Origin of the sequence: Dactylosporangium sp. CA-139114 (assembly GCF_050955725.1) — a bacterium.
GTDB lineage: Bacteria > Actinomycetota > Actinomycetes > Mycobacteriales > Micromonosporaceae > Dactylosporangium.
Genome location: NZ_CP192080.1, coordinates 814,379 through 836,782, shown reverse-complemented (window position 1 = coordinate 836,782; position 22,404 = coordinate 814,379). Strand labels below are relative to the sequence as shown.

At 72.4% G+C, this 22,404-nt stretch carries 27 protein-coding genes; 16 read left to right on the top strand and 11 right to left on the bottom strand.

Annotation, left to right across the window (positions count from 1 at the left end):
• Positions 1-9 precede the first annotated feature (9 nt).
• From ACQP2P_RS03865 to ACQP2P_RS03820, 10 genes are all read left to right on the top strand, one after another.
• Complete coding sequence (locus tag ACQP2P_RS03865) at positions 10-768, top strand: DUF695 domain-containing protein (protein ID WP_433613334.1); 759 nt, start codon at positions 10-12, stop codon at positions 766-768.
• Between the two features lie 123 nt (positions 769-891).
• A complete protein-coding gene (locus tag ACQP2P_RS03860; RefSeq protein WP_433613332.1) occupies positions 892-1,392 on the top strand; it encodes a hypothetical protein in 501 nt (166 codons plus the stop codon).
• Between the two features lie 109 nt (positions 1,393-1,501).
• Positions 1,502-2,125 (top strand): TrmH family RNA methyltransferase, encoded by a 624-nt coding sequence (locus ACQP2P_RS03855; RefSeq protein ID WP_433613330.1) that lies wholly within the window; start codon positions 1,502-1,504, stop codon positions 2,123-2,125.
• Between the two features lie 58 nt (positions 2,126-2,183).
• The gene (locus ACQP2P_RS03850; protein ID WP_433613328.1) at positions 2,184-2,825 is read left to right on the top strand and encodes a DUF6758 family protein; all 642 of its coding nucleotides are present in this window, start codon (positions 2,184-2,186) and stop codon (positions 2,823-2,825) included.
• A gap of 130 nt (positions 2,826-2,955) precedes the next feature.
• The gene (locus ACQP2P_RS03845) at positions 2,956-3,114 is read left to right on the top strand and encodes a hypothetical protein (protein ID WP_433613326.1); all 159 of its coding nucleotides are present in this window, start codon (positions 2,956-2,958) and stop codon (positions 3,112-3,114) included.
• A 9-nt stretch (positions 3,115-3,123) separates the two neighbouring features.
• On the top strand, positions 3,124-4,089 hold the full coding sequence (locus ACQP2P_RS03840) for a PH domain-containing protein (RefSeq protein WP_433613324.1): 966 nt from the start codon (positions 3,124-3,126) through the stop codon (positions 4,087-4,089).
• Between the two features lie 96 nt (positions 4,090-4,185).
• Positions 4,186-4,848: a SigE family RNA polymerase sigma factor gene (locus tag ACQP2P_RS03835; RefSeq protein WP_433613322.1), complete on the top strand. Its 663-nt coding sequence runs from the start codon at positions 4,186-4,188 to the stop codon at positions 4,846-4,848.
• Positions 4,849-4,870: 22 nt separating this feature from the next.
• Entirely contained in the window at positions 4,871-6,079 is a 1,209-nt protein-coding gene (locus tag ACQP2P_RS03830; RefSeq protein WP_433613320.1) for a hypothetical protein, read from the top strand.
• A gap of 19 nt (positions 6,080-6,098) precedes the next feature.
• Entirely contained in the window at positions 6,099-6,947 is an 849-nt protein-coding gene (locus tag ACQP2P_RS03825) for a PHP domain-containing protein (RefSeq protein ID WP_433613318.1), read from the top strand.
• Positions 6,944-7,711, top strand: a complete 768-nt coding sequence (locus tag ACQP2P_RS03820; protein WP_433613316.1) for a TetR/AcrR family transcriptional regulator — start codon at positions 6,944-6,946, stop codon at positions 7,709-7,711. Before ACQP2P_RS03825 ends, ACQP2P_RS03820 begins: the two co-directional genes overlap by 4 nt.
• Here ACQP2P_RS03820 and ACQP2P_RS03815 read toward each other — a convergent pair whose 3' ends face one another.
• Positions 7,712-8,956 (bottom strand): glycoside hydrolase family 18 protein, encoded by a 1,245-nt coding sequence (locus tag ACQP2P_RS03815; protein WP_433613314.1) that lies wholly within the window; start codon positions 8,954-8,956, stop codon positions 7,712-7,714.
• 113 nt (positions 8,957-9,069) lie between these two features.
• Here ACQP2P_RS03815 and ACQP2P_RS03810 point away from each other — a divergent pair, with 113 nt between their 5' ends.
• Genes ACQP2P_RS03810 through ACQP2P_RS03800 form a run of 3 tightly spaced genes read left to right on the top strand, consistent with a single transcriptional unit; the run spans position 9,070 to position 11,300 of the window.
• Positions 9,070-9,687 (top strand): MarC family protein, encoded by a 618-nt coding sequence (locus tag ACQP2P_RS03810; protein ID WP_433613312.1) that lies wholly within the window; start codon positions 9,070-9,072, stop codon positions 9,685-9,687.
• Between the two features lie 26 nt (positions 9,688-9,713).
• Complete coding sequence (locus tag ACQP2P_RS03805) at positions 9,714-10,517, top strand: RecB family exonuclease (RefSeq protein ID WP_433613310.1); 804 nt, start codon at positions 9,714-9,716, stop codon at positions 10,515-10,517.
• Between the two features lie 6 nt (positions 10,518-10,523).
• Positions 10,524-11,300, top strand: a complete 777-nt coding sequence (locus ACQP2P_RS03800; RefSeq protein WP_433613308.1) for an LLM class flavin-dependent oxidoreductase — start codon at positions 10,524-10,526, stop codon at positions 11,298-11,300.
• A 356-nt stretch (positions 11,301-11,656) separates the two neighbouring features.
• Here ACQP2P_RS03800 and ACQP2P_RS03795 read toward each other — a convergent pair whose 3' ends face one another.
• Complete coding sequence (locus ACQP2P_RS03795; RefSeq protein ID WP_433083082.1) at positions 11,657-11,857, bottom strand: DUF4190 domain-containing protein; 201 nt, start codon at positions 11,855-11,857, stop codon at positions 11,657-11,659.
• Positions 11,858-11,956: 99 nt separating this feature from the next.
• Between ACQP2P_RS03795 and ACQP2P_RS03790 the strand changes: the two genes are divergently transcribed.
• Positions 11,957-13,162 carry an acyl-CoA dehydrogenase family protein gene (locus tag ACQP2P_RS03790; RefSeq protein WP_433613306.1) on the top strand — a complete coding sequence of 402 codons (1,206 nt, stop codon included), beginning with the start codon at positions 11,957-11,959 and terminating at the stop codon, positions 13,160-13,162.
• Here ACQP2P_RS03790 and ACQP2P_RS03785 read toward each other — a convergent pair.
• The 5 genes from ACQP2P_RS03785 to ACQP2P_RS03765 form a co-directional block, all read right to left on the bottom strand.
• On the bottom strand, positions 13,125-13,553 hold the full coding sequence (locus ACQP2P_RS03785) for a CoA-binding protein (protein ID WP_433613304.1): 429 nt from the start codon (positions 13,551-13,553) through the stop codon (positions 13,125-13,127). The genes ACQP2P_RS03790 and ACQP2P_RS03785 overlap by 38 nt on opposite strands.
• 74 nt (positions 13,554-13,627) lie before the next feature.
• Positions 13,628-14,329, bottom strand: coding sequence for a hypothetical protein (locus tag ACQP2P_RS03780; protein ID WP_433613302.1), 702 nt, complete (start codon positions 14,327-14,329; stop codon positions 13,628-13,630).
• A gap of 43 nt (positions 14,330-14,372) precedes the next feature.
• Positions 14,373-15,083: a hypothetical protein gene (locus ACQP2P_RS03775; protein ID WP_433613300.1), complete on the bottom strand. Its 711-nt coding sequence runs from the start codon at positions 15,081-15,083 to the stop codon at positions 14,373-14,375.
• Between the two features lie 57 nt (positions 15,084-15,140).
• Positions 15,141-16,052, bottom strand: a complete 912-nt coding sequence (locus ACQP2P_RS03770) for an SDR family NAD(P)-dependent oxidoreductase (RefSeq protein WP_350612204.1) — start codon at positions 16,050-16,052, stop codon at positions 15,141-15,143.
• 53 nt (positions 16,053-16,105) lie between these two features.
• Positions 16,106-17,059: an HpcH/HpaI aldolase/citrate lyase family protein gene (locus ACQP2P_RS03765; RefSeq protein ID WP_433613298.1), complete on the bottom strand. Its 954-nt coding sequence runs from the start codon at positions 17,057-17,059 to the stop codon at positions 16,106-16,108.
• A 51-nt stretch (positions 17,060-17,110) separates the two neighbouring features.
• Between ACQP2P_RS03765 and ACQP2P_RS03760 the strand changes: the two genes are divergently transcribed.
• A complete protein-coding gene (locus ACQP2P_RS03760; protein WP_433613296.1) occupies positions 17,111-17,956 on the top strand; it encodes an SDR family NAD(P)-dependent oxidoreductase in 846 nt (281 codons plus the stop codon).
• A 170-nt stretch (positions 17,957-18,126) separates the two neighbouring features.
• Here the strand turns inward: ACQP2P_RS03760 and ACQP2P_RS03755 are convergent, their stop codons facing one another.
• From ACQP2P_RS03755 to ACQP2P_RS03745, 3 genes are all read right to left on the bottom strand, one after another.
• The gene (locus tag ACQP2P_RS03755) at positions 18,127-18,621 is read right to left on the bottom strand and encodes a hypothetical protein (RefSeq protein ID WP_433613294.1); all 495 of its coding nucleotides are present in this window, start codon (positions 18,619-18,621) and stop codon (positions 18,127-18,129) included.
• Positions 18,622-19,262: 641 nt separating this feature from the next.
• Positions 19,263-19,853, bottom strand: coding sequence for an AmmeMemoRadiSam system protein A (gene amrA / locus ACQP2P_RS03750; protein WP_433613292.1), 591 nt, complete (start codon positions 19,851-19,853; stop codon positions 19,263-19,265).
• Between the two features lie 18 nt (positions 19,854-19,871).
• Complete coding sequence (locus tag ACQP2P_RS03745) at positions 19,872-20,564, bottom strand: HAD family hydrolase (protein WP_433613290.1); 693 nt, start codon at positions 20,562-20,564, stop codon at positions 19,872-19,874.
• Positions 20,565-20,644: 80 nt separating this feature from the next.
• Between ACQP2P_RS03745 and ACQP2P_RS03740 the strand changes: the two genes are divergently transcribed.
• Complete coding sequence (locus ACQP2P_RS03740) at positions 20,645-21,559, top strand: DMT family transporter (protein WP_433613288.1); 915 nt, start codon at positions 20,645-20,647, stop codon at positions 21,557-21,559.
• Here ACQP2P_RS03740 and ACQP2P_RS03735 read toward each other — a convergent pair.
• On the bottom strand, positions 21,505-22,365 hold the full coding sequence (locus ACQP2P_RS03735) for a PhzF family phenazine biosynthesis protein (protein WP_433613286.1): 861 nt from the start codon (positions 22,363-22,365) through the stop codon (positions 21,505-21,507). The two genes, ACQP2P_RS03740 and ACQP2P_RS03735, sit on opposite strands and share 55 nt — an antisense overlap.
• Positions 22,366-22,404: the final 39 nt, after the last annotated feature.

The window sequence follows — 22,404 nt, the reverse complement described above, 5'->3', positions numbered from 1 at the left end:
GAGGACGGCGTGGGGTTGCTCCGCAGGCTGCTGGGGCGGGAACCGGCGTGGGAGGAGCGCTGGGCGGTCTACCCGGGCGAGGTGGGCGGCCGGCTCGCGATGTACAACATCGATCTCGGCGCGGTCGAGGCCGCCCCGGTCGCCCGGTTCCCGCGGCGCTTCGACGTCGACTTCGCCTATACCGGTGACGGCGCCAGCGGCATGCCGGCCGCCGAGGAGCTGGCCTCCATCCACGAGCTCGACGCCGCCGTGCGCCAGGTCCTGCGCTCCGCCGGCGGCGCCCTCGTGGGCCGTGTGCTGTCGGACAACCACGGGCGCATCACCGGATACCTGCCCGCGGACGGCACCCCGCCGCCGCTGCCCGCGATCCCCGGCGTCACCCCCGAGATGTCGGTCGCGTCCGACCCCGGCTGGACCCGCGTCCGCGAGGAGCTGACGCCGGACGCGTGGCAGCGCAACATCATGGACGACAACCAGGTGGTGCAGGAGCTCGAGGCGCACGGCGACCGGCTCACCGCCCCGCGGGCGGTGGAGTTCCTGGCCTACTTCCCCGACCCGGACCGCGCCGAGTCCTCGGCCCAGGATCTGCGCGAGGACGGCTTCGCGGTCACGGTGGAGCGCGGCGACGAGGGCGACTTCGTCCTGCAGGCCATCCGTCGCGACTCCGTCGAGCCCCCGGCCCTGCACGAGGTGACGTGGAAGGTCCGCGGCATCGTCGAGCGCCACGACGGCATCTACGACGGCTGGGGCTGCATGGTGCAGACCTGACCCCTCCCGCCGCGACCCCGTCGCGGCCGGAGGGTCCGGTTGCGCCCCGGCGCGACCGATCCGCCCGGGCAAATCGCCGCAATCAGCGGATCTTTCGGCATACGCTCGGCGTGGGAGGTCGCCATGCCGAGCAAGCCCGCATCCGGCCCGTCCGGTCGCCCCGGCACCGGGGTCGACCTGCCGCTGCGCCGGCAGGAGTGGGACCTGCTCGTCCGGCTGCCCCGCACCGTGCTCGTCGCGGCCTGCGCCGGCGACGAGCAGGTGGACGCCGTCGCCGGGGTCGAGGCCATCGCCGCGGGTCAGCGCTCCCGCGCGCTGCTCGTGCGCGGAGTGGTCGCCGCCATCTTCGCCGAGCAGCTCACCGACAACGACATCGACGGCCCGTCGCTGGGCACCGCCGCCGTGCTCGCCGACTGCGGGTTCGCGATGCGGCTGCTGGCCGAGCGCCTCGGGCCCGACATCGCCCTCGCCTACGGCGAGTGGCTCATGGACATCGCCGCCAGCGTCGGGCGGACCGCCTGGCAGGCCGGGCGGATCCGCATCGGCGGGGTGGAGATCCCGCTGGCGGAGCGCCGCTTCGTCAACGGGATCGCCCGCGAGCTGTCGCGCGCCCTGCACCGCTGAGGCGGGCAGCACCCCGGCGCGCCGCGAACGCCGGTCGGGTGGGCTGGTCAACCCTTCTCACCCGACCGGCCTCCACCGGGCGGGCCCCGCGCGGTACCGTCGCCGCACCATGGAACCCGAGATCGAGCTCGCGGTCGGCGTAGGCCCCTGGATCGGGCCGTGGCCGGCCGAGCCCCACTACGACCCCGAGCTGCTGGCGGAGGGCGACCGGCGCAACGTCGTGGACCGCTACCGCTACTGGCGCCTCGACGCGATCGTCGCCGACCTCGACACCCGCCGGCACCCGTTCCACGTCGCGGTCGAGAACTGGCAGCACGACCTCAACATCGGCACGGTGGTGCGCAACGCCAACGCGTTCATGGCCGCCGAGGTGCACATCGTCGGGCGGCGGCGGTGGAACCGGCGCGGCGCCATGGTCACCGACCGCTACCAGCACGTGCGCCACCACCCGGACGTCGAGACGTTCCTCGCCTGGGCGCAGGGCGAGCGCCTGCCCCTGATCGGGATCGACAACCTGCCCGGCGCCCGGCCGCTGGAGCGGGCCGAGCTGCCCGAGCGGTGCGTGCTGCTCTTCGGCCAGGAGGGTCCTGGCCTGTCGGAACCTGCCCGGGAGGCGTGCGGCGCGGTGTACTCGATCGCACAGTACGGCTCCACGCGCTCCATCAACGCCGGAGTCGCCAGCGGCATCGCCATGCATACCTGGATCCGCCAGTACGGGGCCGCAAACCCCTGAACGGCCTTACCGTGGGTATATGGGCGTCGCAGTCAGCTGTCCCCGCTGTGGTGGTCCGGTGCGACCGCCAGACCTCATGCACTCCGAGTGGCGCTGCGACACCGACGGCGCGGTGCTGCCGTTGCACGTCGCGCAGCACATCGGCCCCGAGATCGCGGACGCGGCCAAGGCGAAGCTGATCGCCGCCGCGGCGCGGGCCGGGGACAAGCGGCCGACCCCGCTGTGGTGCCCGTGGCCGTTGCCGACCGGCTGGACCGTCACCGGTCTGGGGTGGGTCGGCGACGAGCGCTCGGGGGTCCGGGCGACCGCGCTGGCCTGCAGCGGCCCGGGGCCGGTCGAGCACGGGCCGGCCGACTGCGTGATCATCGCCGAGGAGCCGGGCATCGGGCTCGGCACCCGCTTCGCGGGCCTCCCGGGCACCGACCCGGGCCCGTTCTTCGACGGCGACATCGCCACCACCGTCGCGCACGCGAAGGTCCGGGCCGCCGGCTGGCCGACCCCGCTGTGGATGGCCAAGTCGCCCGAGGATCGATGCGCCTACGTCGGCGAGGCGGCCGGCATGTGGATCTACGTCATCACCTGGCCCGCCGCGGCCGGCTATCTGCTCGAGGAGGAGCTCGACCTGCACGATCTCGCCGACGACGTGCCAAGCCACCTCGTTTACGGCGCGCCGTCGCCTTATCTTCACGGCAAGGCGTAGACACCCGCGACTAGGATCAAGCTCCGATCAGACGCTCGGCGCGGCGCATCTGCACCGTGAGCCGCGTAGCTGATACGCTGAGTTTGGCCGGGGCGTCGGTGCGCGACGTTGCGGGGAGGGATTGACGGCGATGGTCAAGAAGGTCCTCACCTGGGGAGGCATTGCCTTCCTCATTTTCTTCGTGGCCTATCGGCCACAGTCGGCTGCCGAGGTGTTCAAGTCCATCGGCGGCGGCATCATGGACATCGCCACGGGATTCGGCGACTTCTTCTCCAGTCTCGTCGCCTAAGGGCCGGCCATGTCGACCGGCGCCGAGCCTCCCGAGGACGATCCGAACGCCCGGCGATTCCAGGACCGGGACACCGAGCCGATCCCCCGCGCGCGGCCGGGCTCGCGCCCGGAGTCGCGGGCCGACTACACCTCGTCCGACGAGCCGCCGATCGAATACTCGCCGACCTCCGACTACGAGGCCGCGCGGGACTACGAGGCGGCGCACGGCGGCGCGGAGCCGGCGCGCGGGGACTACACCACCGACGGCGACGACTTCAGCTCCGACCCGTATGCGGATCCGATGACCGACGGCGCGCACGCGCGCGGCGCGGCGGCCCCGCAGTACAGTGGCGCCCCGCCGTCGTTCTCGCAGGACGAGTTCGCCCGGCTCCAGGGCGGCGACTCGGTGCCGTCGGTGCCGCCCGGCAGCCGCATGGCGCCCCTGGAGGACGAGGCCAGCCGGCACGCGGCCCGCTACCTGTTCCCGACGGAGAAGTTCCGCGGGGAGTGGAAGCGGCACTGGATCCAGCTCGCGAAGGAGGGCCTGATCGCCATCTTCGCGACGATCGCGATGGGCTACATCGCCGGCTGGCTCACCAAGCACAACCAGGAGCAGCTGCGGACCGCCGTCGTGGTGATCTGGGCGGCGGTGGTGCTGTGGTGCGCGTGGAAGGTCGCCGACTGGTGGTACGACCGATTCATCCTCACCAACAAGCGAGTGATGGTCGTGTCGGGAATTTTCACGCGCAATGTGGCCATGATGCCGCTGCAGCGGGTCACGGACATGAAATACGTGCAGTCATTGACCGGCCGCATGTTCGGCTACGGACATTTCGAGCTCGAGTCCGCGGGTCAGGATCAGGCGCTGCGCAATATCCGCAACCTGCCCAACCCGAATGAGCTCTACCTGCGCATTGTCGAGGAAATGTACGAGCCCGAGGCCGTCGAGGCCCGCCTGGGCCGTGCGGTCACCGGCGAGGACGACGGCACCTGAACCTCAGAGATTCCTGAAAACCTCCGCATTCGTGCAACCCCGCAGCCCCCTCGTGGCGTCTTCGTACGTGGGCGCGGAGGGTGGAGGGGGCGGCCGGTGCCGGACGACGCAGGGTTCCGCGAGGAAGACTTTCGTGATTTCGTCGGGCTCCGTTCCAAGGCGCTGCTGCGCACGGCCTATCTGCTGGCCGGGGACTGGGCCACGGCGGAGGATCTGCTGCAGATCGCGCTGACCAAGACCTTCCTCGCCTGGAAGCGCCTCGGGCACATCGAGGCCGTCGAGCCCTACGCGCGCCGGGTCCTCGTCAACACCGCGACGAGCTGGTGGCGGCGGCGCTGGCACGGCGAGCGGCCGACCGAGATCCTGCCCGAGGGCGCCGCGGCCGACCAGCTCGAGCAGAGCCTGGAGCGCGACGCCATGTGGCGGCATGTGCGCAACCTGCCCAACCGGCAGCGGGCCGTGCTCGTCCTGCGCTACTACGAGGACCAGTCCGAGGCCGAGACCGCCCGCCTGCTCGGCGTCTCCGTCGGCACCGTCAAGAGCCAGACCTCCCGCGCCCTGGCCACGCTGCGCGAGAAGCTCAGCGCGGAGGGTGTGCGTCCCGCCACACGAACCCAGCCCGCCCGCCCTCCCACCGGCCCGCCTCCGGCGCCGATCGTGCCGGATGTCGAGGAGGTTGACGAGGCCGAACAACCTTTCGCCGAGGCTGAAGCGCTTCTACCCGCGGACACCGTGGTCGAAGAACCGGTGGAAGTCTGACCGTGCGGTTGGGTTTGGAGACGTGACGAGCATGCTGGAAGACGAGCTCCGCGACACGTTCGCGGCCAAGGCGGGAAGCCCCCCGCCGGGGTCGCTCGCGTCGCTGGACGGGTTCGCCGACGCCGCCATCCGGGGCGCCGCGCGGGTCCGCCGGCGGCGGCGCGCCGCGGTGACCGGGCTGACCGGGATCGTCGCGTTCGCCGTCGCCTCCGCCGCGATCCTGCACACACTGACCGCCGGCGCGCCCGGCGGCTCGCCGCAGCCGCCCGGGCCGCTCGCCCAGGAGAGCCCCACCCAGCGCCCGTCGACGGCCGGCACCCCGACCGCCCCGGTCACCCCGTCGGAGATGCGCGAGGTCACCGCCATCGGCCCGAGCGCCGAGGCGGCCACCCGGGTGCGGCTGCAGCTGCCCGCCAGGGGCACCGTCACCGCGGCCTACCAGGCCAAGGACGGCTACCTGGTGGTCAACACCCAGCCCGACGGCGACAAGCAGCTCGTCCTGCAGGACGACGACGAGCGGCAGCAGGTGCTGGTCGACGACGCGACCAACATCGTGGTGGCCAAGGACGGCAGGACCGTGGCCTGGGCGTCGAAGGGCACGATGAACGTCGGCACCCGCAGCGACCAGAACGCCAAGACGATCACCCAGGGTCCCACCGCCCCCGTGCCGCCCAACACCGAGCCGGTCACCTTCGTCGGCACGAACCTGGTGGTCAGCAACGACGACAAGGGCTTCGACGTCTGGCACACCGAGCGGTCGTACAGCCCCACCTGGGACAGCACCGTGGTGCGGGTCTTCGGCGGCACCCAGGACAACAACGGCGTCTACGCCGAGCTCAAGCCGGCCGGCGCCGCGGACACCGCGATGTGCCTGGCCCAGCTCCAGTTCGACCAGCCGTTCAAGATCATGAAGAAGGCCTGCGGGCTGCCGGTCGCGGCCCCGGCCGGGGCGCGCATCTCCCCCGACGGCCGCTGGCTCGCCTACCCGGTCGTGGGCCTGAAGCAGGTCGCGATCCTGGACCTGACCGCGGTGTTCGACCCCGGCTTCAAGGCCAAGCTGTGGAACCTCGCCGTCACCACGAAGACCATGTGGCTCAATACCAAGACCTTCGTGGTCGACAACAGCAAGAAGTTCCTGAAGCTCGACCCCACCGGCCAGGCGGACCAGGTCGACCAGCTGGACCAGGAGAGCGACGGGGTCGTGCTCATCGAACCGCTCGCGGCGAAGTAAAGGTTCATAAACTGGGGGCGTGCGAATCGATCTCCACGCCCACTCCACCGCCAGCGACGGCACGTCGACCCCGGCCGAGCTGGTCGGGGAGGCGTCCGCGGCCGGGCTGGACGTCCTCGGGCTCACCGACCACGACACCACCGGTGGCTGGGCCGAGGCCTTCGCGGCCCGCCCCGAGGGCCTCACCCTGGTGCCCGGGGCCGAGCTGTCGCTGCGCTGGCACGGCGGTGCGAGGCCGATCGGCCTGCACATGCTCGCCTACCTCTTCGACCCCACCGACGCGCCCCTGACCGCCGAGCTCGCCCGGGTGCGGGCCGCCCGCGAGACCCGCGCCGAGCGGATGACCCACCTGCTGCGCGCCGACGGCATCGACGTCACCTGGGACGAGGTGCGCGACTACGCCGGCGGCGGCACCGTCGGCCGCCCGCACCTGGCCCAGGCCCTCATGCGCCGCGGCCTCGTCGGCAGCGTCACCGAGGCCTTCCAGCCGCAGTGGCTCGGGGCCCGCTACCGCCTCCCGAAGGACGACATCGACGTCTTCGAGGGCCTACGGCTGATCCTGGGCGCGGGCGGGGTGCCGGTCTTCGCGCACCCGCGGGCCAGCGTCCGCGGCCCGATCGTGCCCGACTCGCTCATCGTCGAGCTGGCCGCCGCCGGGCTCTTCGGGCTGGAGGCCGATCACACCGACCACAGCCCGCGGGAGCAGGCCGAGATGCACGCGCTCGCCGGGCAGCTGGGTCTCGTCACCACCGGCAGCAGCGACTACCACGGCACCCACAAGACCGTCCGGCTCGGCGCCCGCACCACGGCCCCCGAGGTCCTGGAGCGCATCGTCGCGGCCGGGCGGGGAAGCGGCGTGGTGGGGTGACGACGGAGTACAGCGGGACCGGCGATCCGCGGCGCAGCATCGACCTGCTGTGGGGGCGGCTGCCGGCCCCGGCGGCGCGGCGCGGCCCGCGGCCCAAGTTCACCGTGCCGGGGATCGTCGCCGTCGCCGTGGCGCTCGCCGACGCCGAGGGGCTCGGCGCGGTGTCGATGCGCCGGGTGGCGCAGCGGCTCGGGGTGACCGCGATGTCGCTCTACACGTACGTGCCCAGCAAGGCCGAGCTGCTCGACGTGATGGTGGACGCGGTCAGCGGCGAGGCGGTCCGGGAGGTCCACGCGGCCGAGGGCTGGCGCGAGCGGCTCACCGAGGTGGCCCGCACGAACTGGGAGCTCTACCGCCGTCATCCCTGGCTGCTGCAGGTGGCGACGAGCCGGCCGGTCCTGGGGCCGAACAGCATCGCGAAGTACGACTTCGAACTGCGCGCCTTCGAGGGCACCGGCGTGTCCGATGTGGAGACCGACCAGCTGCTGAGCCTGGTGCTCGACTACGTCACCGGCGCGGCGCGGGCCGCGGTGCTGGCCGATCAGGCCGAACAGCGCACCGGCCGCAGCGACACGGAGTGGTGGGAGGCGTGGGCGCCGCTGCTCTCCGAGGTCCTCGACCCGGCCCGCTTCCCGACCGCGGCGCGCGTCGGGCAGGCGGCCGGGGAGGAGTACGGCGCCGGCGATCCCGTGCGCACGTTCACGTTCGGCCTGCAGCGGGTGCTCGACGGCATCGCGCGGTTCATGCCGCCGAGCACCCCGTGATCAGCGCAGGGTCGTGTAGATGGCCTTGGTGAGGGTGCCGTTGGCGTCGTCACCGTCGAGCGACCAGATCATCGCGCCGCCGTAGCCGGCGAGGCGGACGTACAGACCCTTCTGAGCCACGACGACCGGGTCGTCGAAGGTCCAGAACGTCGTGCCGTTGAACAGCCACGCGTGGCCGGACAGCAGGTCGTGGTAGACCTTGTAGCCCTGCTGCGGCAGCGTCGCGAGGACCTTGTAGTCCTCGTTGCCCGCCGCCCACGTGCCCGGCGCCGGTCCGGTCGCCGTCTGGAACAGGCCGTTCTTGGCGTTCGTGACGCCGGTCCAGCCCTGGCCGTAGTACGGCACGCCGAGCACGAGCTGCTTCTTGGGCGCGCCGCGGTCGGTCCACGCCTTGAGCGCCGTCGACCCGCTGAAGTCCGGCGTCGTGGGCGCGTTGCGCGGCACGAAGAGCGCGGACTGCTGGTTGGTGGTGGTCTCCCAGGTGCCGTGGTAGTCGTAGCCCTGGACGGAGCCGAAGTCGAGGTACTTGAAGATCTTGTTCGCCTCGAAGCCGGCGTCGATCTTCGCCGGGGAGGCCGGCAGGAACGCCGTCAGCGTCGCCTTCTTGCCCAGCTGCTTGCGGAACTCCGCGACGAGCTTGGTGAAGTTCTGCTTGTCCTCGGGCCGGATCACGTTGCCCGGGTTGCCCTCGGAGCCGGGCCACTCCCAGTCGAGGTCGAAGCCGTCGAACACGCCGGTCGACATGAACGTGTCGATGCAGGACTTCACCAGCGCCTGGCGCGACGCGTCGGTCAGCGCGGCGTCGGAGAAGTTCGCCGACAGGGTCCAGCCGCCCAGCGACATGAGGACCTTGAGGCCGGGGTGCATGGCCTTGAGCTTGCGCAGCTGGTTGAAGTTGCCGGCGAGCGGCTGGCCGGCCTCGTCGGCCTTGCCGTCGACGCTCTCCGCCGCGGACACCGGGCGCTGGTAGTCGGCCCACGGGTCGGCGGACTCGCACTTGCCGGCCGCGTTGACACCGCCGAAGGCGTAGTTGATGTGGGTCAGGCGCGAGGCCTGGCCGCTGGTCTCGAGGTTCTTGACGAAGTACGAGCGGCCGTAGATGCCCCACTGGATGAAGTACCCGACCCGCTTGTACTCGTCCTGGTGCGGGGCACCGTGGGCGCCGGCCGCCGTCGCGGGCGCGAGGGCCAGCGACGTCACCGCCAGCGCGGCCGCAACCCCCGCCAGGAGCCTGCGTTTGCCCATGAACCCTCCATCTGTAAGGAAAGTTTGCTGTTCTCTGGCAACGTAGGGGCGGCATTCCATGACGTCAAGACCCTGGTATCCGCTCGATACGGGCCTGCTACGACAATCCGGTCGTGGATGTGAAGCTCTTCGGCGAAGTGTTCGTGACGCTGCTCGTGATCCTTGATCCCCCGGGCGCCGTGCCGATCTTCCTCGCCCTCACCGGCCAGCTCGAACGCCGCGACCGCAACCGCGCGGCGCTGCAGGCCGTGCTGCTCGCGCTCGGCGTCATCGTCGCCTTCGCGGTGCTGGGCCGGCAGATCCTGGGCTACCTGCACATCGACCTGCCCGCGCTGCAGGGCGCCGGCGGCCTGCTCCTGCTGCTCGTGGCGCTCGAACTGCTCACCGGCAAGACCGACGACCCGCGGCACGAGGTGACGTCGAACGTGGCCCTCGTGCCGCTGGGCACGCCGCTGCTGGCCGGGCCGGGCGCGATCGTCGCCACGATGCTGTTCGTGCGGCGAGCCCACTCCTTCTCGGGCTACTCGGCCATCGCGGTGGGCATCATCGCCGTGATGCTGGTGGTGTACCTCGTGCTGCGCTTCTCCGGCGTGCTCGTGCGCATCCTGCGGCCCAGCGGCATCGAGGTCGTGACCCGGATCGCCGGTCTGCTGGTGGCCGCGATCGCCGTGCAGCTGCTGGCCGACGCCATCGGGGCGTTCGTGACCACCTATCTGCACTCGCCGCACTGACGTTTTTGTCGTACCCCGATGGCAGGATGCTCGGTGTGGAGCAGTTGGGATTGTTCGCACCGCCGCCGCGCCTGTTCACCTGCACGCCCAGCAAACTCGGCAGCTACGAGGACTGCCCGCGCCGCTACCGGTTCACCTACGTCGACCGCCCCGCCCCGCAGAAGGGGCCGCCGTGGGCGCACAACTCCCTCGGCGCATCGGTGCACACGGCCCTCAAGAACTGGTATGCGCTGGAGCCCGGCCGCCGGGTGCCGGAGGCGCTGCCGGGCCTGCTGAAGGCGACCTGGGTCCGCGAGGGCTACCAGGACGACGCGCAGGAGCGGGAGGTCTACCGGCGGGCGCTGGGCTGGCTCGAGTCCTATGTGGAGTCGCTCGACCCGGCCGAGGAGCCCGTCGGGGTGGAGCGGACGGTCGCGGCCCGCACCGAGACCCTGGCGCTGTCGGGGCGCGTGGACCGGATCGACCAGCGCGGGGACGAGCTCGTGATCGTCGACTACAAGACCGGGCGGGGCGGGGTCTCGCAAGACGACGCACGCGGGTCCCGGGCGCTGGCGCTGTATGCGATCGCGGCCGCCCGGGTGTTCCGCAAGCCCTGCCGCCGGGTCGAGCTGCACCACCTGCCGACCGGCACGGTGGCGGCATTCGAGCACACGGATGCGTCCCTGGAACGGCACCTGCGCCGGGCGGAGGCGACGGCGGCGGACATCCTGGCCGACTCGGACTTCGCCCCGCGCACCGGCCCGCAGTGCTCGTGGTGCGACTACCGCAAGATCTGCCCGGAGGGGTCCTCGTCCCCGCCGAAGGACCCCTGGACAGCGGTGACGGGGTGACGGCGCATGCGCTTCGGCATCTGTGTCTGCACGCTCGGGGACTTCGCGGAGCCGTCGCTGGTGGTCGACGTGGCCGTTGCCGCCGAGGCCGCCGGGTGGGAATACCTGTTCGTCTGGGACCACCTCGCCTTCGCCTGGGGCGTGCCCTCCGCTGATGCCTGGGTGACGCTCGCCGCCGTCGCTCAGGCCACCTCGGCCATCCGGATCGGGACCGCGGTCACGCCCCTGCCGCGGCGGCGGCCGGCCGTGGCGGCCAGCTCCGTCGCGACCCTCGACCGGCTCAGCCGCGGGCGGGTCGTGCTCGGCGTGGGCCTCGGGGGCGTCGATGCCGAGTTCACGGCCTTCGGGGAGTCGGCCGATCTCAGGGAGCGGGCCCGGCTGCTCGACTCCGGGCTGTCGATCGTCGGCGGGCTGCTCGGCGGCCAGAGCGTCTCCGGGGTCAGCCTCGCGCCGCCGCCGGTGCAGCGGCCCCGGCCGCCGATCCTCGTCGGCGGGGCCAGCCGGGCGGCGCTGCGGCGGGCCGCCCGGTGGGACGGGTGGCTGGCGGCCGGGGACGACGAGACGGGGATGAGCGTGTCACCCGCGGCCATCGCCGAGTCCGTCGCATACATCCGGCAGCGGCGGGAATCGCCGTTCGAGGTGGTGCTCACCGGCCACTCCGCCGGGCCGGGCGATCCGATCCTCGCCGGGTATGCCGACGCCGGGGTCACGGTCTGGCTCGAGCACATCCACGGGCGGCGGGGGTCGCTCGGGGAGCTCATGCGCCGCATCGCGGATGGCTGAGGCCTGGGACATGGCCGGCGTGGGTGCGAGGCGGAGAGCGGACTTCGAGACGCCACGGCCAGCCCCGCCGCGCCGGGCCAGGCCGCACCGCACCGCACCGCGCCGGGCCGGGCCGGGCCGGGCCACATCACACCGCGCCGCGCAGCACCGCGCCGCGCAGCACCGCGCCGGGCCTGGCCTGGCCTGGCGAGACCGGGCCTGGCCTGGCGAGACCGGGCCGGGCCGACCCCGGCCAAGGCGCCGCGCGCCTTGCAAAGGCTCGGCTACCCGCGTTGGAACCCACCCTTCGCGCGGGATGCACGCAGAGGGCATCAGGCAGGGTCTCGCGGGGCCCGGCGCGGTGAGGCAACGGGGCGTCAGGCGAAGGAGATGATGGGCAGGCCGCACACGATGAGCAGGACCACGTAGCCGGTGACCATCGCCGCCAGGGCCAGGCCGGCGCCCGGGCGTTGCTCGCGCCGGCACTGGGACCACGCGATGTGGCCCATGAGAATGCCGAACGGGGGTAGCAGGACGGCGCAGATCAGGGCGGCGATCGCCAGGCCGTTGACTCGCACCTGAGAACCATTTCACAAGGTCCATGCCGCCGGAAGCTTGATGCACCCGGGATACCCGCCGGTAACTTCTTGGCAGGAGCCGATCCACGGAGGTCTCACATGGCCCGTCTCGCTCGGACGCCCGGGCTCAGCGATGTCCAGCAGTCGATGCTCGAGACCGTGCGGGCCTTCGTCGACAAGGAGATCATTCCGCACGCGCAGCGGCTCGAGCACGACGACGTCTACCCGGACGACATCGTGGACGGCATGCGCGAGATGGGGCTGTTCGGCATCACCATCGCCGAGGAGTACGGCGGGCTCGGCGAGTCGCTGCTCACCTACGCGCTCGTCGTCGAGGAGCTCTCCCGCGGGTGGATGTCCGTGTCGGGGATCGTCAACACGCACTTCATCGTGGCCTACCTCGTCGCCCAGCACGGCTCCGACGAGCAGCGGCAGCGGCTGCTGCCCCGGATGGCGACCGGCGAGGTGCGCGGGGCGTTCTCGATGTCCGAGCCGGGCACCGGGTCCGACGTGGCCGCGATCCGCTCTAAGGCCGTCGCCGACGGCGACGACTGGGTGCTCGACGGGCAGAAGATGTGGCTCACCAACGGGGCGCGGTCCTCCGTCGTCGCCACGCTCGTGAAGACCGAGCTCGGGGCCGAGTCCGTCTACGGGAACATGACGACGTTCCTGCTGGAGAAGGAGCCCGGGTTCGGGCTCAGCGAGCGCCTGCCGGGGCTGAACATCCCCGGGAAGATCGAGAAGATGGGGTACAAGGGCGTCGAGACCACCGAGATGGTGCTCGACGGCGTCCGGGTGCCCGGCTCGGCGGTGCTCGGCGGCGCGGACAAGGCCGGCCGCGGCTTCTACCAGATGATGGACGGCATCGAGGTCGGGCGGGTCAACGTGGCCGCGCGGGCCTGCGGCATCTCCATCCGGGCGTTCGAGCTCGCGATCGCCTACGCCCAGCAGCGGCACACGTTCGGCCAGCCGCTCGTCAAGCACCAGGCGATCGCGTTCAAGCTGGCCGAGATGGCCACGAAGATCGAGGCGTCGCACGCCCTCATGGTCGGGGCCGCCCGGCTCAAGGACGCCGGGCAGCGCAACGACGTCGAGGCGGGCATGGCCAAGCTGCTGGCCAGCGAGCACTGCGCGGAGGTCGTCCAGGAGGCGTTCCGCATCCACGGCGGCTACGGGTACTCCAAGGAGTACGAGATCGAACGCCTCATGCGCGAGGCGCCCTTCCTGCTCATCGGCGAGGGCACCTCGGAGATTCAGAAGACCATCATCAGCCGGGGTCTGCTGCGGGACTACGGGGCGCGCTGAGCGCGTGCACCGCGCGGACGACCGCGATGCAGGTGTTCTCGAGGAAGTCGACGCCGGCGGCCTCGGCCAGGGTGCGGCCCGCGGGGCTGTAGATGTCCTGCTGCAACCAGATCGCGGGCGCGCCGATGGCCAGCGCGTCCTTCACGACCTGGGTCGCGTCGGCCGACGGGCGGAACACGTTGACCAGGTCGACCGGGAACGGGATGTCGGCGAGCCGGCGGTAGGCGCGCTCCCCGAAGATCTGGTCCGCGAACGGGTTCACGGGCACGATGCGCCAGCCGTGGAGCTGGATCTGCAGGGGCACCGCATGGGCCGTCTTCGAGCGATCCCGGGAGGCGCCCACGACCGCGATCGTCCGGGCCTCGCGCAGGATCTGTTCAGCGCTGCGCATGCCCCCCAACCTAGCTCGCCGCCACTGCCCCGGCCCGTGCCGCGCCCGGGGTGCGTCGCGGGCAACGCGCCGGCTCAGCCGGCGGCGAGGATCGGGCGGGGACCGCCGTGCAGGCCGGCGGCGAGGCGGGCCTCGAGCAGCAGGCCGTGCACGCGCCCGGCCTCGGCCGCGTCGCCGATCGCGCAGCGCAGGCGCGCGTGGGACTGGTAGTAGCCGAGCAGGTCGGTCAGGAACAGCAGGCTCGCGTCGACGCCGGCCGGGCGCAGGGTGACCGGGTGGCGGCGGCCCGCGACGAGCAGGTCGAGCCGCGGGTTGGCGCGGTCGCCGTTGAGCTCGACGGCTTCGATGCGCTCCCACGGGTACGGCCGCCCCCGCACTTCCACCCCGTCCGGGCTCAGCCGCAGCACGGAGGCGCCCACGGCCAGGCGCACCGACAGCTGCACGCCGACGAGGACGGACGGCGTGGCGAGGGCCGCGGCGACGGCCCACCCCGCCGGGTCGCCGGTGCACAGCGGCGCCGCGATCACGAGCGTGACGGCGAGGGCGAACGCGCGCCCGGCCCGGGCCGCGACGAGCCCCCGCGGCGCGAAGAACTCCCAGCCGGGGCGGGCGTCGGGCTCCTCGCGGCGGCGCAGGTCGGTGAGCAGCTGGTCGAGCCCGATGAGCGCGACGGCGATGAGGCCGAAGACGACGTACCCGCCGGGCACGAACGCGTGCACGAGGGCGCCGACGGCCCCCACCAGCACCGACGGCGCGACGACCCGGGCCCAGCGCATGCTTTCCAGGCTAGGAACGGCCGGGGCGGGCCGCGTCGGGCGATCAGGTGGCCTGGCGGGCGAGGGTGCCGCGCAGGCGGACGAGCTCCTCCGGGGTGCCGATCTCGGGGCGCTGCTGCGGATGCTCGACGTACGTGTGGATCGCCCGGAACAGGAACCACAGCGACACGTCGAGCGGCACGTCCTGGCCCGGCTGGAAGCGCTTCAGGCGGGCGCCCTCGATGAGCTCCGGGTGGGTGACCGTCCACAGCTGGTGCTCCGGCCCCGGCCCGAGCGCCGCCCAGGGCACGAAGCTGCGGCCGCCGTCGACCGCGATCCCGCCCCGGGTGAGCAGCAGCGGGCCGCTGCGGATCATGCGGAACAGCAGCAGGAGCACCGTGCAGCCGTTGACCACCAGGATCGCCCAGGCCATCGTGGGCACGATCCGCCCGGCGACCCGCATCCCGTTGAGCGCCATGAGCAGCAGGGCGGCGCTCAGCAGGCCGTTGAACACGCACTGGCGGCGGAACGCGGGCAGCGCGGCGAAGGCCGGCTCCCCGCGGTACACCGTCAGCTTGAAGGTCGACGGCCCCCGGGTGCTGCGGGTGAGCTGGACGAGCCCCACCGCGATGCCCAGCACGGTCAGTGGCTGGAGCACGAGGATCAGCGGCAGGAACGCCTCGGGCTCGCCGGACAGCAGCACGACCTCGCACGCCGCCCCGACGGTGGCCGGCGGCGTCAGCAGCACCACGTAGTCAGCCGGACGAGCCCCCATACGGCCAAACATAGCCAGCGAACCTGGGCATTCGCTGATGACCGGTTCAGGGCGGCGTCAGCGGTACTGCGCCTCCCGCACGCTGTTGCCGCCGTCGATCACGAGCATCTGGCCGGTGATGTACGACGCGCCGGGCGAGCACAGGAAGGCGATCGTGGCCGCGACCTCCTCCGGCGTGCCGGGGCGCCCCATCGGCGTGCCGAAGCCCTGCTTGAGCTCGACGAGGGTGGACGCGCCGGTGTGGATGATGCCGGGGGCGACGGCGTTGACCGTGATCCCGTCGGCGACGAGCTCCATGGCCAGCGCGCGGGTCAGCCCGACGACGCCGGCCTTGGCCGCGGCGTACCCGGCCTCGGCCGGCAGCGCGTTCACCGGCCCGGCGGTCGCGGCGAGGTTCACGATGCGGCCCCAGCCGTGCTCGGCCATGCCGCCGACGAAGGCCCGGCTGACCAGGAACGCGGTGGTGAGGTTGCGGTCGATCTCGGCCCGCCACTCCTCGTAGGTGAGCTGGGCGACCGGGCGCAGCACCTCGGGGCTGGCCTTGCTGGCCAGGCCGGCGTTGTTGACGAGGATGTCGACCGCGCCGAGCTGGTCGAGCACGGCGTCGGCGAGCGCGCCGACCTCGGCCTCGACGGTCAGGTCGGCGACGAAGCCGATCACGCCGAGCTCGCTGGCCCGGTCGTGGATGCGCCGGGTGGTGGAGACGATCGCGACGGCGGCGCCCATCTGCTTGAGCCGGCGGGCCGTGGCGTAGCCGATGCCGTCCGGGCTGCCCGCGCCGGTGACCAGGGCGACCCGTCCGTCGAGCCGGTCGATCGCGGCCGGGGTCTCCTCCTCGGCGGTGTCGCCGGCGAGGTCGGGACCGCTGGACGGGACGGCTCGCAGGGTGCGGCGCGCGGAGGACGGCCGGCTCGCGTCGCGCCGGCCGCTCTTGCCGGCGGGGCCGCTGGAACGTAGGTCGGGTGCCATACGGCAAATCCTGCCTGCCGGACGCGCCACCGGGCAATGCGACGCGCGTTTTCTCAGTTTGGCGGGGTGAAGACGGTGCCGCGTTTCATCCCTGCGGCGCGCCCCTTGGCCGCGATGACCAGGGCCATCTTGCGGGAGGCCTCGTCGATCATCTCGTCGCCGAGCATGACGGCGCCGAGGCGGCCACCCTCCTCGGAGGTGTAGTAGTCGTACGCGTCCAGGATCAGCTCGGCGTGGTCGTAGTCGTCCTGGGCGGGCGAGTACACCTCGTTGGCCGCCTCGATCTGGCCCGGGTGCAGCACCCACTTGCCGTCGAAGCCGAGCGCGGCGCTGCGCCCGGCGACCTCGCGGAACGCCTCGACGTCGCGGATCTGCAGGAACGGGCCGTCGATGGCCTGCAGGTCGTGCATGCGGGCGGCCATCAGGATGCGCATGAGGATGTAGTGGTAGGGGTCGCCCGGATACCCGGGGATGAGCCCGCCCACGACCAGCGACTTCATGTTGATCGAGGCCATGAAGTCGGCCGGGCCGAAGATGATGGTCTCGACGCGCTTGCTGGCCGCGGCGATGGCATCGACGTTGACCAGCCCGGCGGCGTTCTCGATCTGCGCCTCGATGCCGATCGTGTTGCGCTCGAGCCCCAACGTCTTCTCGATCTGGGTCAGCGTCAGATCGAGCCATTCGATCTGACCGGCGCTCTGCACCTTGGGCAGCATGATGGCATCGAGGTTCTCGCCGGCGCCCTCGACGACCTCGATGACGTCGCGGTACGTCCACGGCGTCGTCAGGTCGTTGACCCGCACGACACGCGTCTTGCCCGCCCAGTCGCCTTCGTTGAGGGCCGCCACGATGTTCTTGCGCGCCTCGGGCTTGGCCAGCGGCGCCACGGCGTCCTCGAGGTCGAGGAACACCTGGTCGGCCGGCAGCCCCTGAGCCTTCGCCAGCATCTTCACGCTGGAGCCGGGCACGGCGAGGCACGAGCGGCGCGGGCGTCCCAGGGCGGCCATCGGCGGCTCCTTATCGAGGTTCAGGCGGCTACCAAACGGTAACCTCGACGCGTGAGTACACAGAACTCCCCTGTGGGAGATCTCACCGGCCGTACGGTGGTCATCACCGGGGCCAGCTCCGGCATCGGCCTGGCCGCCGCGATCGACATGGCCCGCCGCGGCGCGAACACCGTGCTCGTCGGGCGCGACCCCGCCCGGCTCGAGGCCGCGGCCGCCGCGGTCTCCCAGGCGGGCGGCGGCCGGACAGCCCCCGCGTACCGCAGCGACTTCGCCCGGCTCGACGACGTCCACGTGCTCGTCGACCACCTGCGCCAGCGCTACCAGCGCATCGACGTGCTGGCCAACAACGCGGGCGGCGTCGTGCGCGGCCACCAGATCACCCCCGACGGCTTCGAGGCGACCCTGCAGACCAACCACCTCGCGGCGTTCCTGCTCAGTAGTCTCCTGCGCGAACAGCTCCGCGGGGGCCGGATCATCAACACCGCCTCGGGCGCGCACGCGATGGGCGCCCTCGACCCCGCCGATCTGCGCGGCGCCCGGAAGCGGGGGTTGTGGCGGCAGTACGGCTCCGCGAAGCAGGCGAACATCCTCTTCGCCGCCGAGGCGTCCCGCCGCTGGCCGGACATCATGTCGGCGTCGTACCACCCGGGCTTCGTGCGCAGCCGCTTCGGCTCGACGATCGGCGTGAACCTGGCGGCGCGGCTGGCCCCGTTCGCGCGCAGCCCGCAGCGCGGGGCGGACACGCTGGTGTGGCTGGCCGCGACTCCGGCGTCGCAGCTGACGTCGGGCGGGTACTACGTGGATCGCAAACTGACCCGGCCGTCCCGCGACACCGACAGCCCCGCGCTGGCGGCCCGGCTGTGGGAGGAGAGCCTGCACGCCGTCGGCCTGGGGTGATGCCTTGGTTACCGAGCGCTTTTTCGATCTTGTCGGAGCGTGATCGATTAGGTTGCGGTGGGTAAGATGAGGTTTGAAAAAGGAGGACGGCCACCGGGCGATCTGACTCCTTCTCGCAGGTGAACGGCCCTTTGCGCCACGGACTTTGCTGGGGGCGGACGGTGAGCGGCTCACCGGCCCCGTGCGCCGCGGACTTTGTGGAGGCGGAACGGGCGACGGGGGATGCGGGTGGCGGGGGTCGGGCGGGGCGGGGCGGCCTGAGCGTCGTCGGGCATGTCCGCGGAGGCGCCGGCCGGGGTGAGACGGCTGACGACGCAGCGCTCGGCCCACCTTCGGACGAGGTCGTCGGCGGCGCCGGAGCTGTTGAGGCGCTTGGCGGCGAGCTGGGGGACGAGTTCGGTCCACGCCTCGTCCTGCGGGGCGATGCGGGTGACGTCGGCGGGGAAGGTGACGATCCGGCCGCCGTGGTCGCCCCGGAGGATCACCTCGGCGGTGTCGGCCTCGGCGAGGCCGGGGATCGCCTGCTCGCCCTCGCCCGTCACGACCAGGAGGGCGCCGCCGAGCCAGGCGCACCAGGCGAGGGTTGGGGGGTTGCCGGCGACGGCGATCCAGGCCACTGCGGCTTTCTTTGCCGCCTCCTCGACCAGTGCGTCCATGTTCGACATCCAATCACGGTCGGGGGTGATGGGGCCGCTGGTGTTGGCCTCGATCTGGGCCGCTGCGGCTGCCAGCGGGGCGCCGGCATGGGGGCGCGTCACTGGCCGGGGCCGCTGGGGTTGGAGGCCGCTGGGGCAGCCGTCGAGGCGTTGACCTGGGGCGGTGCTCGCGGGTGGCGGGGCGCTGCCGGGCGGGTTGGAGCCGAGGCGGAGATCTTGCGGCCTTCGAGTCAGGGGTCTGCGCTTTGGAGTCGGGGGCGGGGATCTTGCGCCGCCGAGGGGCCGTGCGTGTCCTGGCCGCGTTGGCCGGAGTCGCAGCGCCCAGCACGGCCGCCGCCCCCAAGACCGCCCCCGCCCTCCCCGCCGCACGGGCCCGCCCCGGGTGCCGACCACAATTGCGCCCGCTTGACCGTTTTGACCATCAATCAACGTATTTTTCGGGACATCAGGGCATAGCATCTGACGCGCCGCCTGCGCTGCGGCATCCGCGGGTTCGCGCTGCCGGGGTTTGCCGCACTGCGGCACCCACGCCGCCGGCTGCTCTGCGCTGTGGATTTTGAGGCACTCGGCCGCCGTTGACTCCGCGCTCCGAACCGCCCGCGCAGCGCCGAACCGATCCCCAGCATCCGAAAAAGGGCGCAAATGCGGATTTATGCGGAAATTTCTGGTCGTGGCGCCGCATCCCGGTACTCGGTCGACGTGTAGCGCAGCGCCTCGACGTGCACCGGCCACTCCCCCGCCGGCCAACCCCCCTTGCGCAGCAAGGCATCCACGAACCGCTCCGCATCCGGCAGCTTCGCCCACACCGCCGGCAAGAACGTCGCCCGCCGCGCCCCATCCTGCAGAATCAAGCCATCCTCGCCCGGCCGCAATTCCGCCACCAGGGCGGTTCGGGACTCCGCGGCAACCGGCTCGGGCCGGCTCAGCACCGACACCTTCACGTCGAGCCCCGGCCAGTCCTCAACTGTCACCGGAGGCAGCCGAGGATCGCGCATCGCCTGCACAGCATTGCGCACCACGTCACGGTGCAGCGGCTGGACGGCCTCCAGGCTGCCCACACACCCCCGCAGCACCCCGGCCCGCTCCAGCGTCACAAAGGATGCGCCCTCGCGCTGGAGGGGGCTGTCCAGCGGAATCGTCGCAGCCAAAGGCGAGCCCGTGAGCCGTGCGTGCACCGCGTCCGCCGCCAGGCGGGCGAGGTACCGGCCATCCGCCGGCGACAACGCCGCCGTCACGGTCACGCCCCCAGAATAGGCCCGTCAGGCGACCAGCTCGCGAGCGCCCACCAGCCCCGGGACGGACTCGAGGCTCGTCACCACCGGGCCGCGCCAGTCGGGCTCGGCGTGGAAGGTCAGGTGGGCGCCCAGGTCCGGCGCGCGCAGCTGGATCGCGGTCAGGCCGAAGCGCGCCGCGCCCGTGAGCTCGCGGCTGCCGCCGTCGCCCACGTACAGGCAGCGGGCCGGGTCCACGTCGAGCTGGGCGCAGGCGGTGGCGTACATCGCGGCGTGGGGCTTGGTGTGCCCGACCTGGCAGGAGTACACGGCGGCGTCGATCACGTCGGCCAGCGGCGTGCGCGGCAGCACGAGGGGGAGCTCGAACCAGCAGTCGCTCACGATCGCGATGCGCACGCCGGCGGCCCGCAGCGCGTGCAGGACTCCCAGCGTCTCCGGGCGCAGCGGGGCGTCGGCCTGCACGGTGGCCAGCCGCAGCTCCGCCGCCTCGCGTAACTGGGCGGTCGTCGGCTCCGCGCCGAGCTCGGTGCACAGCCGGCGCAGGCCTGCCAGGTGGCTGCCGTAGCCGCCGCGGGCCCGCTCGTCGTAGGTGCGGTCGAGCACCGACAGCCACGCGGCCGGGTCGACGCCGAGCACCTCGGCGGTCCGGCGGTGCCCCCCGCTCCGGCGAACAGCGCTGGTACACGTGTTGTAGTAGTCAAAACAGACAGCCTCTATCACCGTTCGGTCCCCCTCGCATCCTCCGAACGGTCTACCTGGTCCCCGTGGCGTGTCGTGTCGGATCAACGACAATTCGCACCATGCGCAAGGTCAGTCTCTCCACGGTTTTCGCACTGGTCGTCGCGATCGTGGCGGTGTCGGCCTCCGCACCCATGATCGCATTCGCGGCCGCTCCCGCGCTCGCCATAGCGTTCTGGCGCAACGCGCTGGGCGCCGCGGCGCTGGCGCCGGTGGCCCTGCGGCAGGGGCGGGCCCGGCCCGACCGGCGGGCGCTCGGCGTCACCGTGCTGTCCGGGGTGTTCCTGGCCGTGCACTTCGGCACCTGGGTGCCGAGCGCCAAGCTGACCAGCGTGGCGATGTCGGTCGCGCTGGTCTCGACCACGCCGGTGTGGACGGCGCTGGTCGCGGCGCTCCGGGGCGTGCGCGTGCCGGGCAGCACCTGGACCGGCATCGGGATCGCCGTCGCCGGCGTCGCGCTGGCCACCGGTGCCGACCCGGACCTGTCGGGGCGGGCGCTGCTGGGCGACGGGCTGGCGCTGGCCGGCGGGATGGCCGCGGCCGGGTACACGCTGCTCGGCGAGCGCGCACGGGCCAGCCTGACGACGAGCGTCTACGCCTCGGTCTGCTACGGCATCTGCGCGGCGCTCATCGTCGTCGTGTGCCTGGCGACGGGGGCGAGGCTGTGGGGGTACACCTGGAGCACCTGGCTGGCGATCGCCGGCATGACGATCGGGCCCCAGCTGCTCGGCCACACCCTGATCAACTATGCGCTGCACCGGGTCAGCGCCACGACGGTCGCGGTCCTGCTCCTGCTGGAGGTGCCGGGCGCGCTGGTCATCGCGTGGGTGCTGCTCGGGCAGCTGCCGGCGGCGCGGACGCTGCCGGGCATCGCGCTGCTGCTGGCGGGCGTGGCCGTGGTGGTCCTCGGCGGCCGGCGCCGTCAACCGACGAACGGTGGCACGATCATCTCACCGGAGGCGATCGGCACCACGTGACCCGAGACCGTGGCCGACACGGCCGCACCCGCCTGCGCCGTCACCGTGCAGTGCAGGGCCGACGGTCGGTGCATTTCAAGACCTTGCGCGATTTCGTACTGGCTCAGCCCGTCGGCCGCCACCAGCCCGCTCGTCACCAGCCACACGCCGAGCCCCATCGCCGCCGAGCCGGTCGCCGGGTCCTCGGCCACGCCGACCTCGGGCACGAGCACCCGGACGTGCGCGAGCTGTCGCTCGGCGTCCCAGTGCAGGACGCTCAGGTTGTCCACGGGCCGCTGCAGCCGCAGCCGGGTCACGGCCTCGTCGGTGACCGACAGGAACGTGAACTCCAGCCCGCACCCGGCCTTGCGGGGTGCCGGGCCGACGTGGTCGGCCTCGGTGAGCCCGATCGACTCCAGCAGCGGCAGCGGGTCCAGGGCGGGTCCGACGGTCGGGGGACCACCGGTGACGGTCGCGGCGCCGTGCACCTCGTCGACGTGGATCGGCAGCAGCCCGGCCCCGCACTCCTGCACCACGTCGGGGCCCTTGATCACGCCGTTGCGCACGAGGGTCACCGCGCAGCCGACCGTCGGGTGCCCGGCGAAGGGCAGTTCGGTCCCCGGAGTGAAGATCCGGGCGCGGTACGTCGCGGCGGTGCCCGGCGTCGCAGGCAGCACGAAGATCGTCTCGGAGAGGTTGAACTCCCGCGCGATCGCCTGCATCTGCTCGGTCGCCAGGTCCTGGGCGTCGAAGACGATCGCCAGGGGGTTGCCGGTGAAGGGCCGGTCGGTGAAGACGTCGACGATCGCGTACCGCACCATGCTCATGAAGGCAGCCTAGGGGGCACATGTCACTCAGGTTCGGTC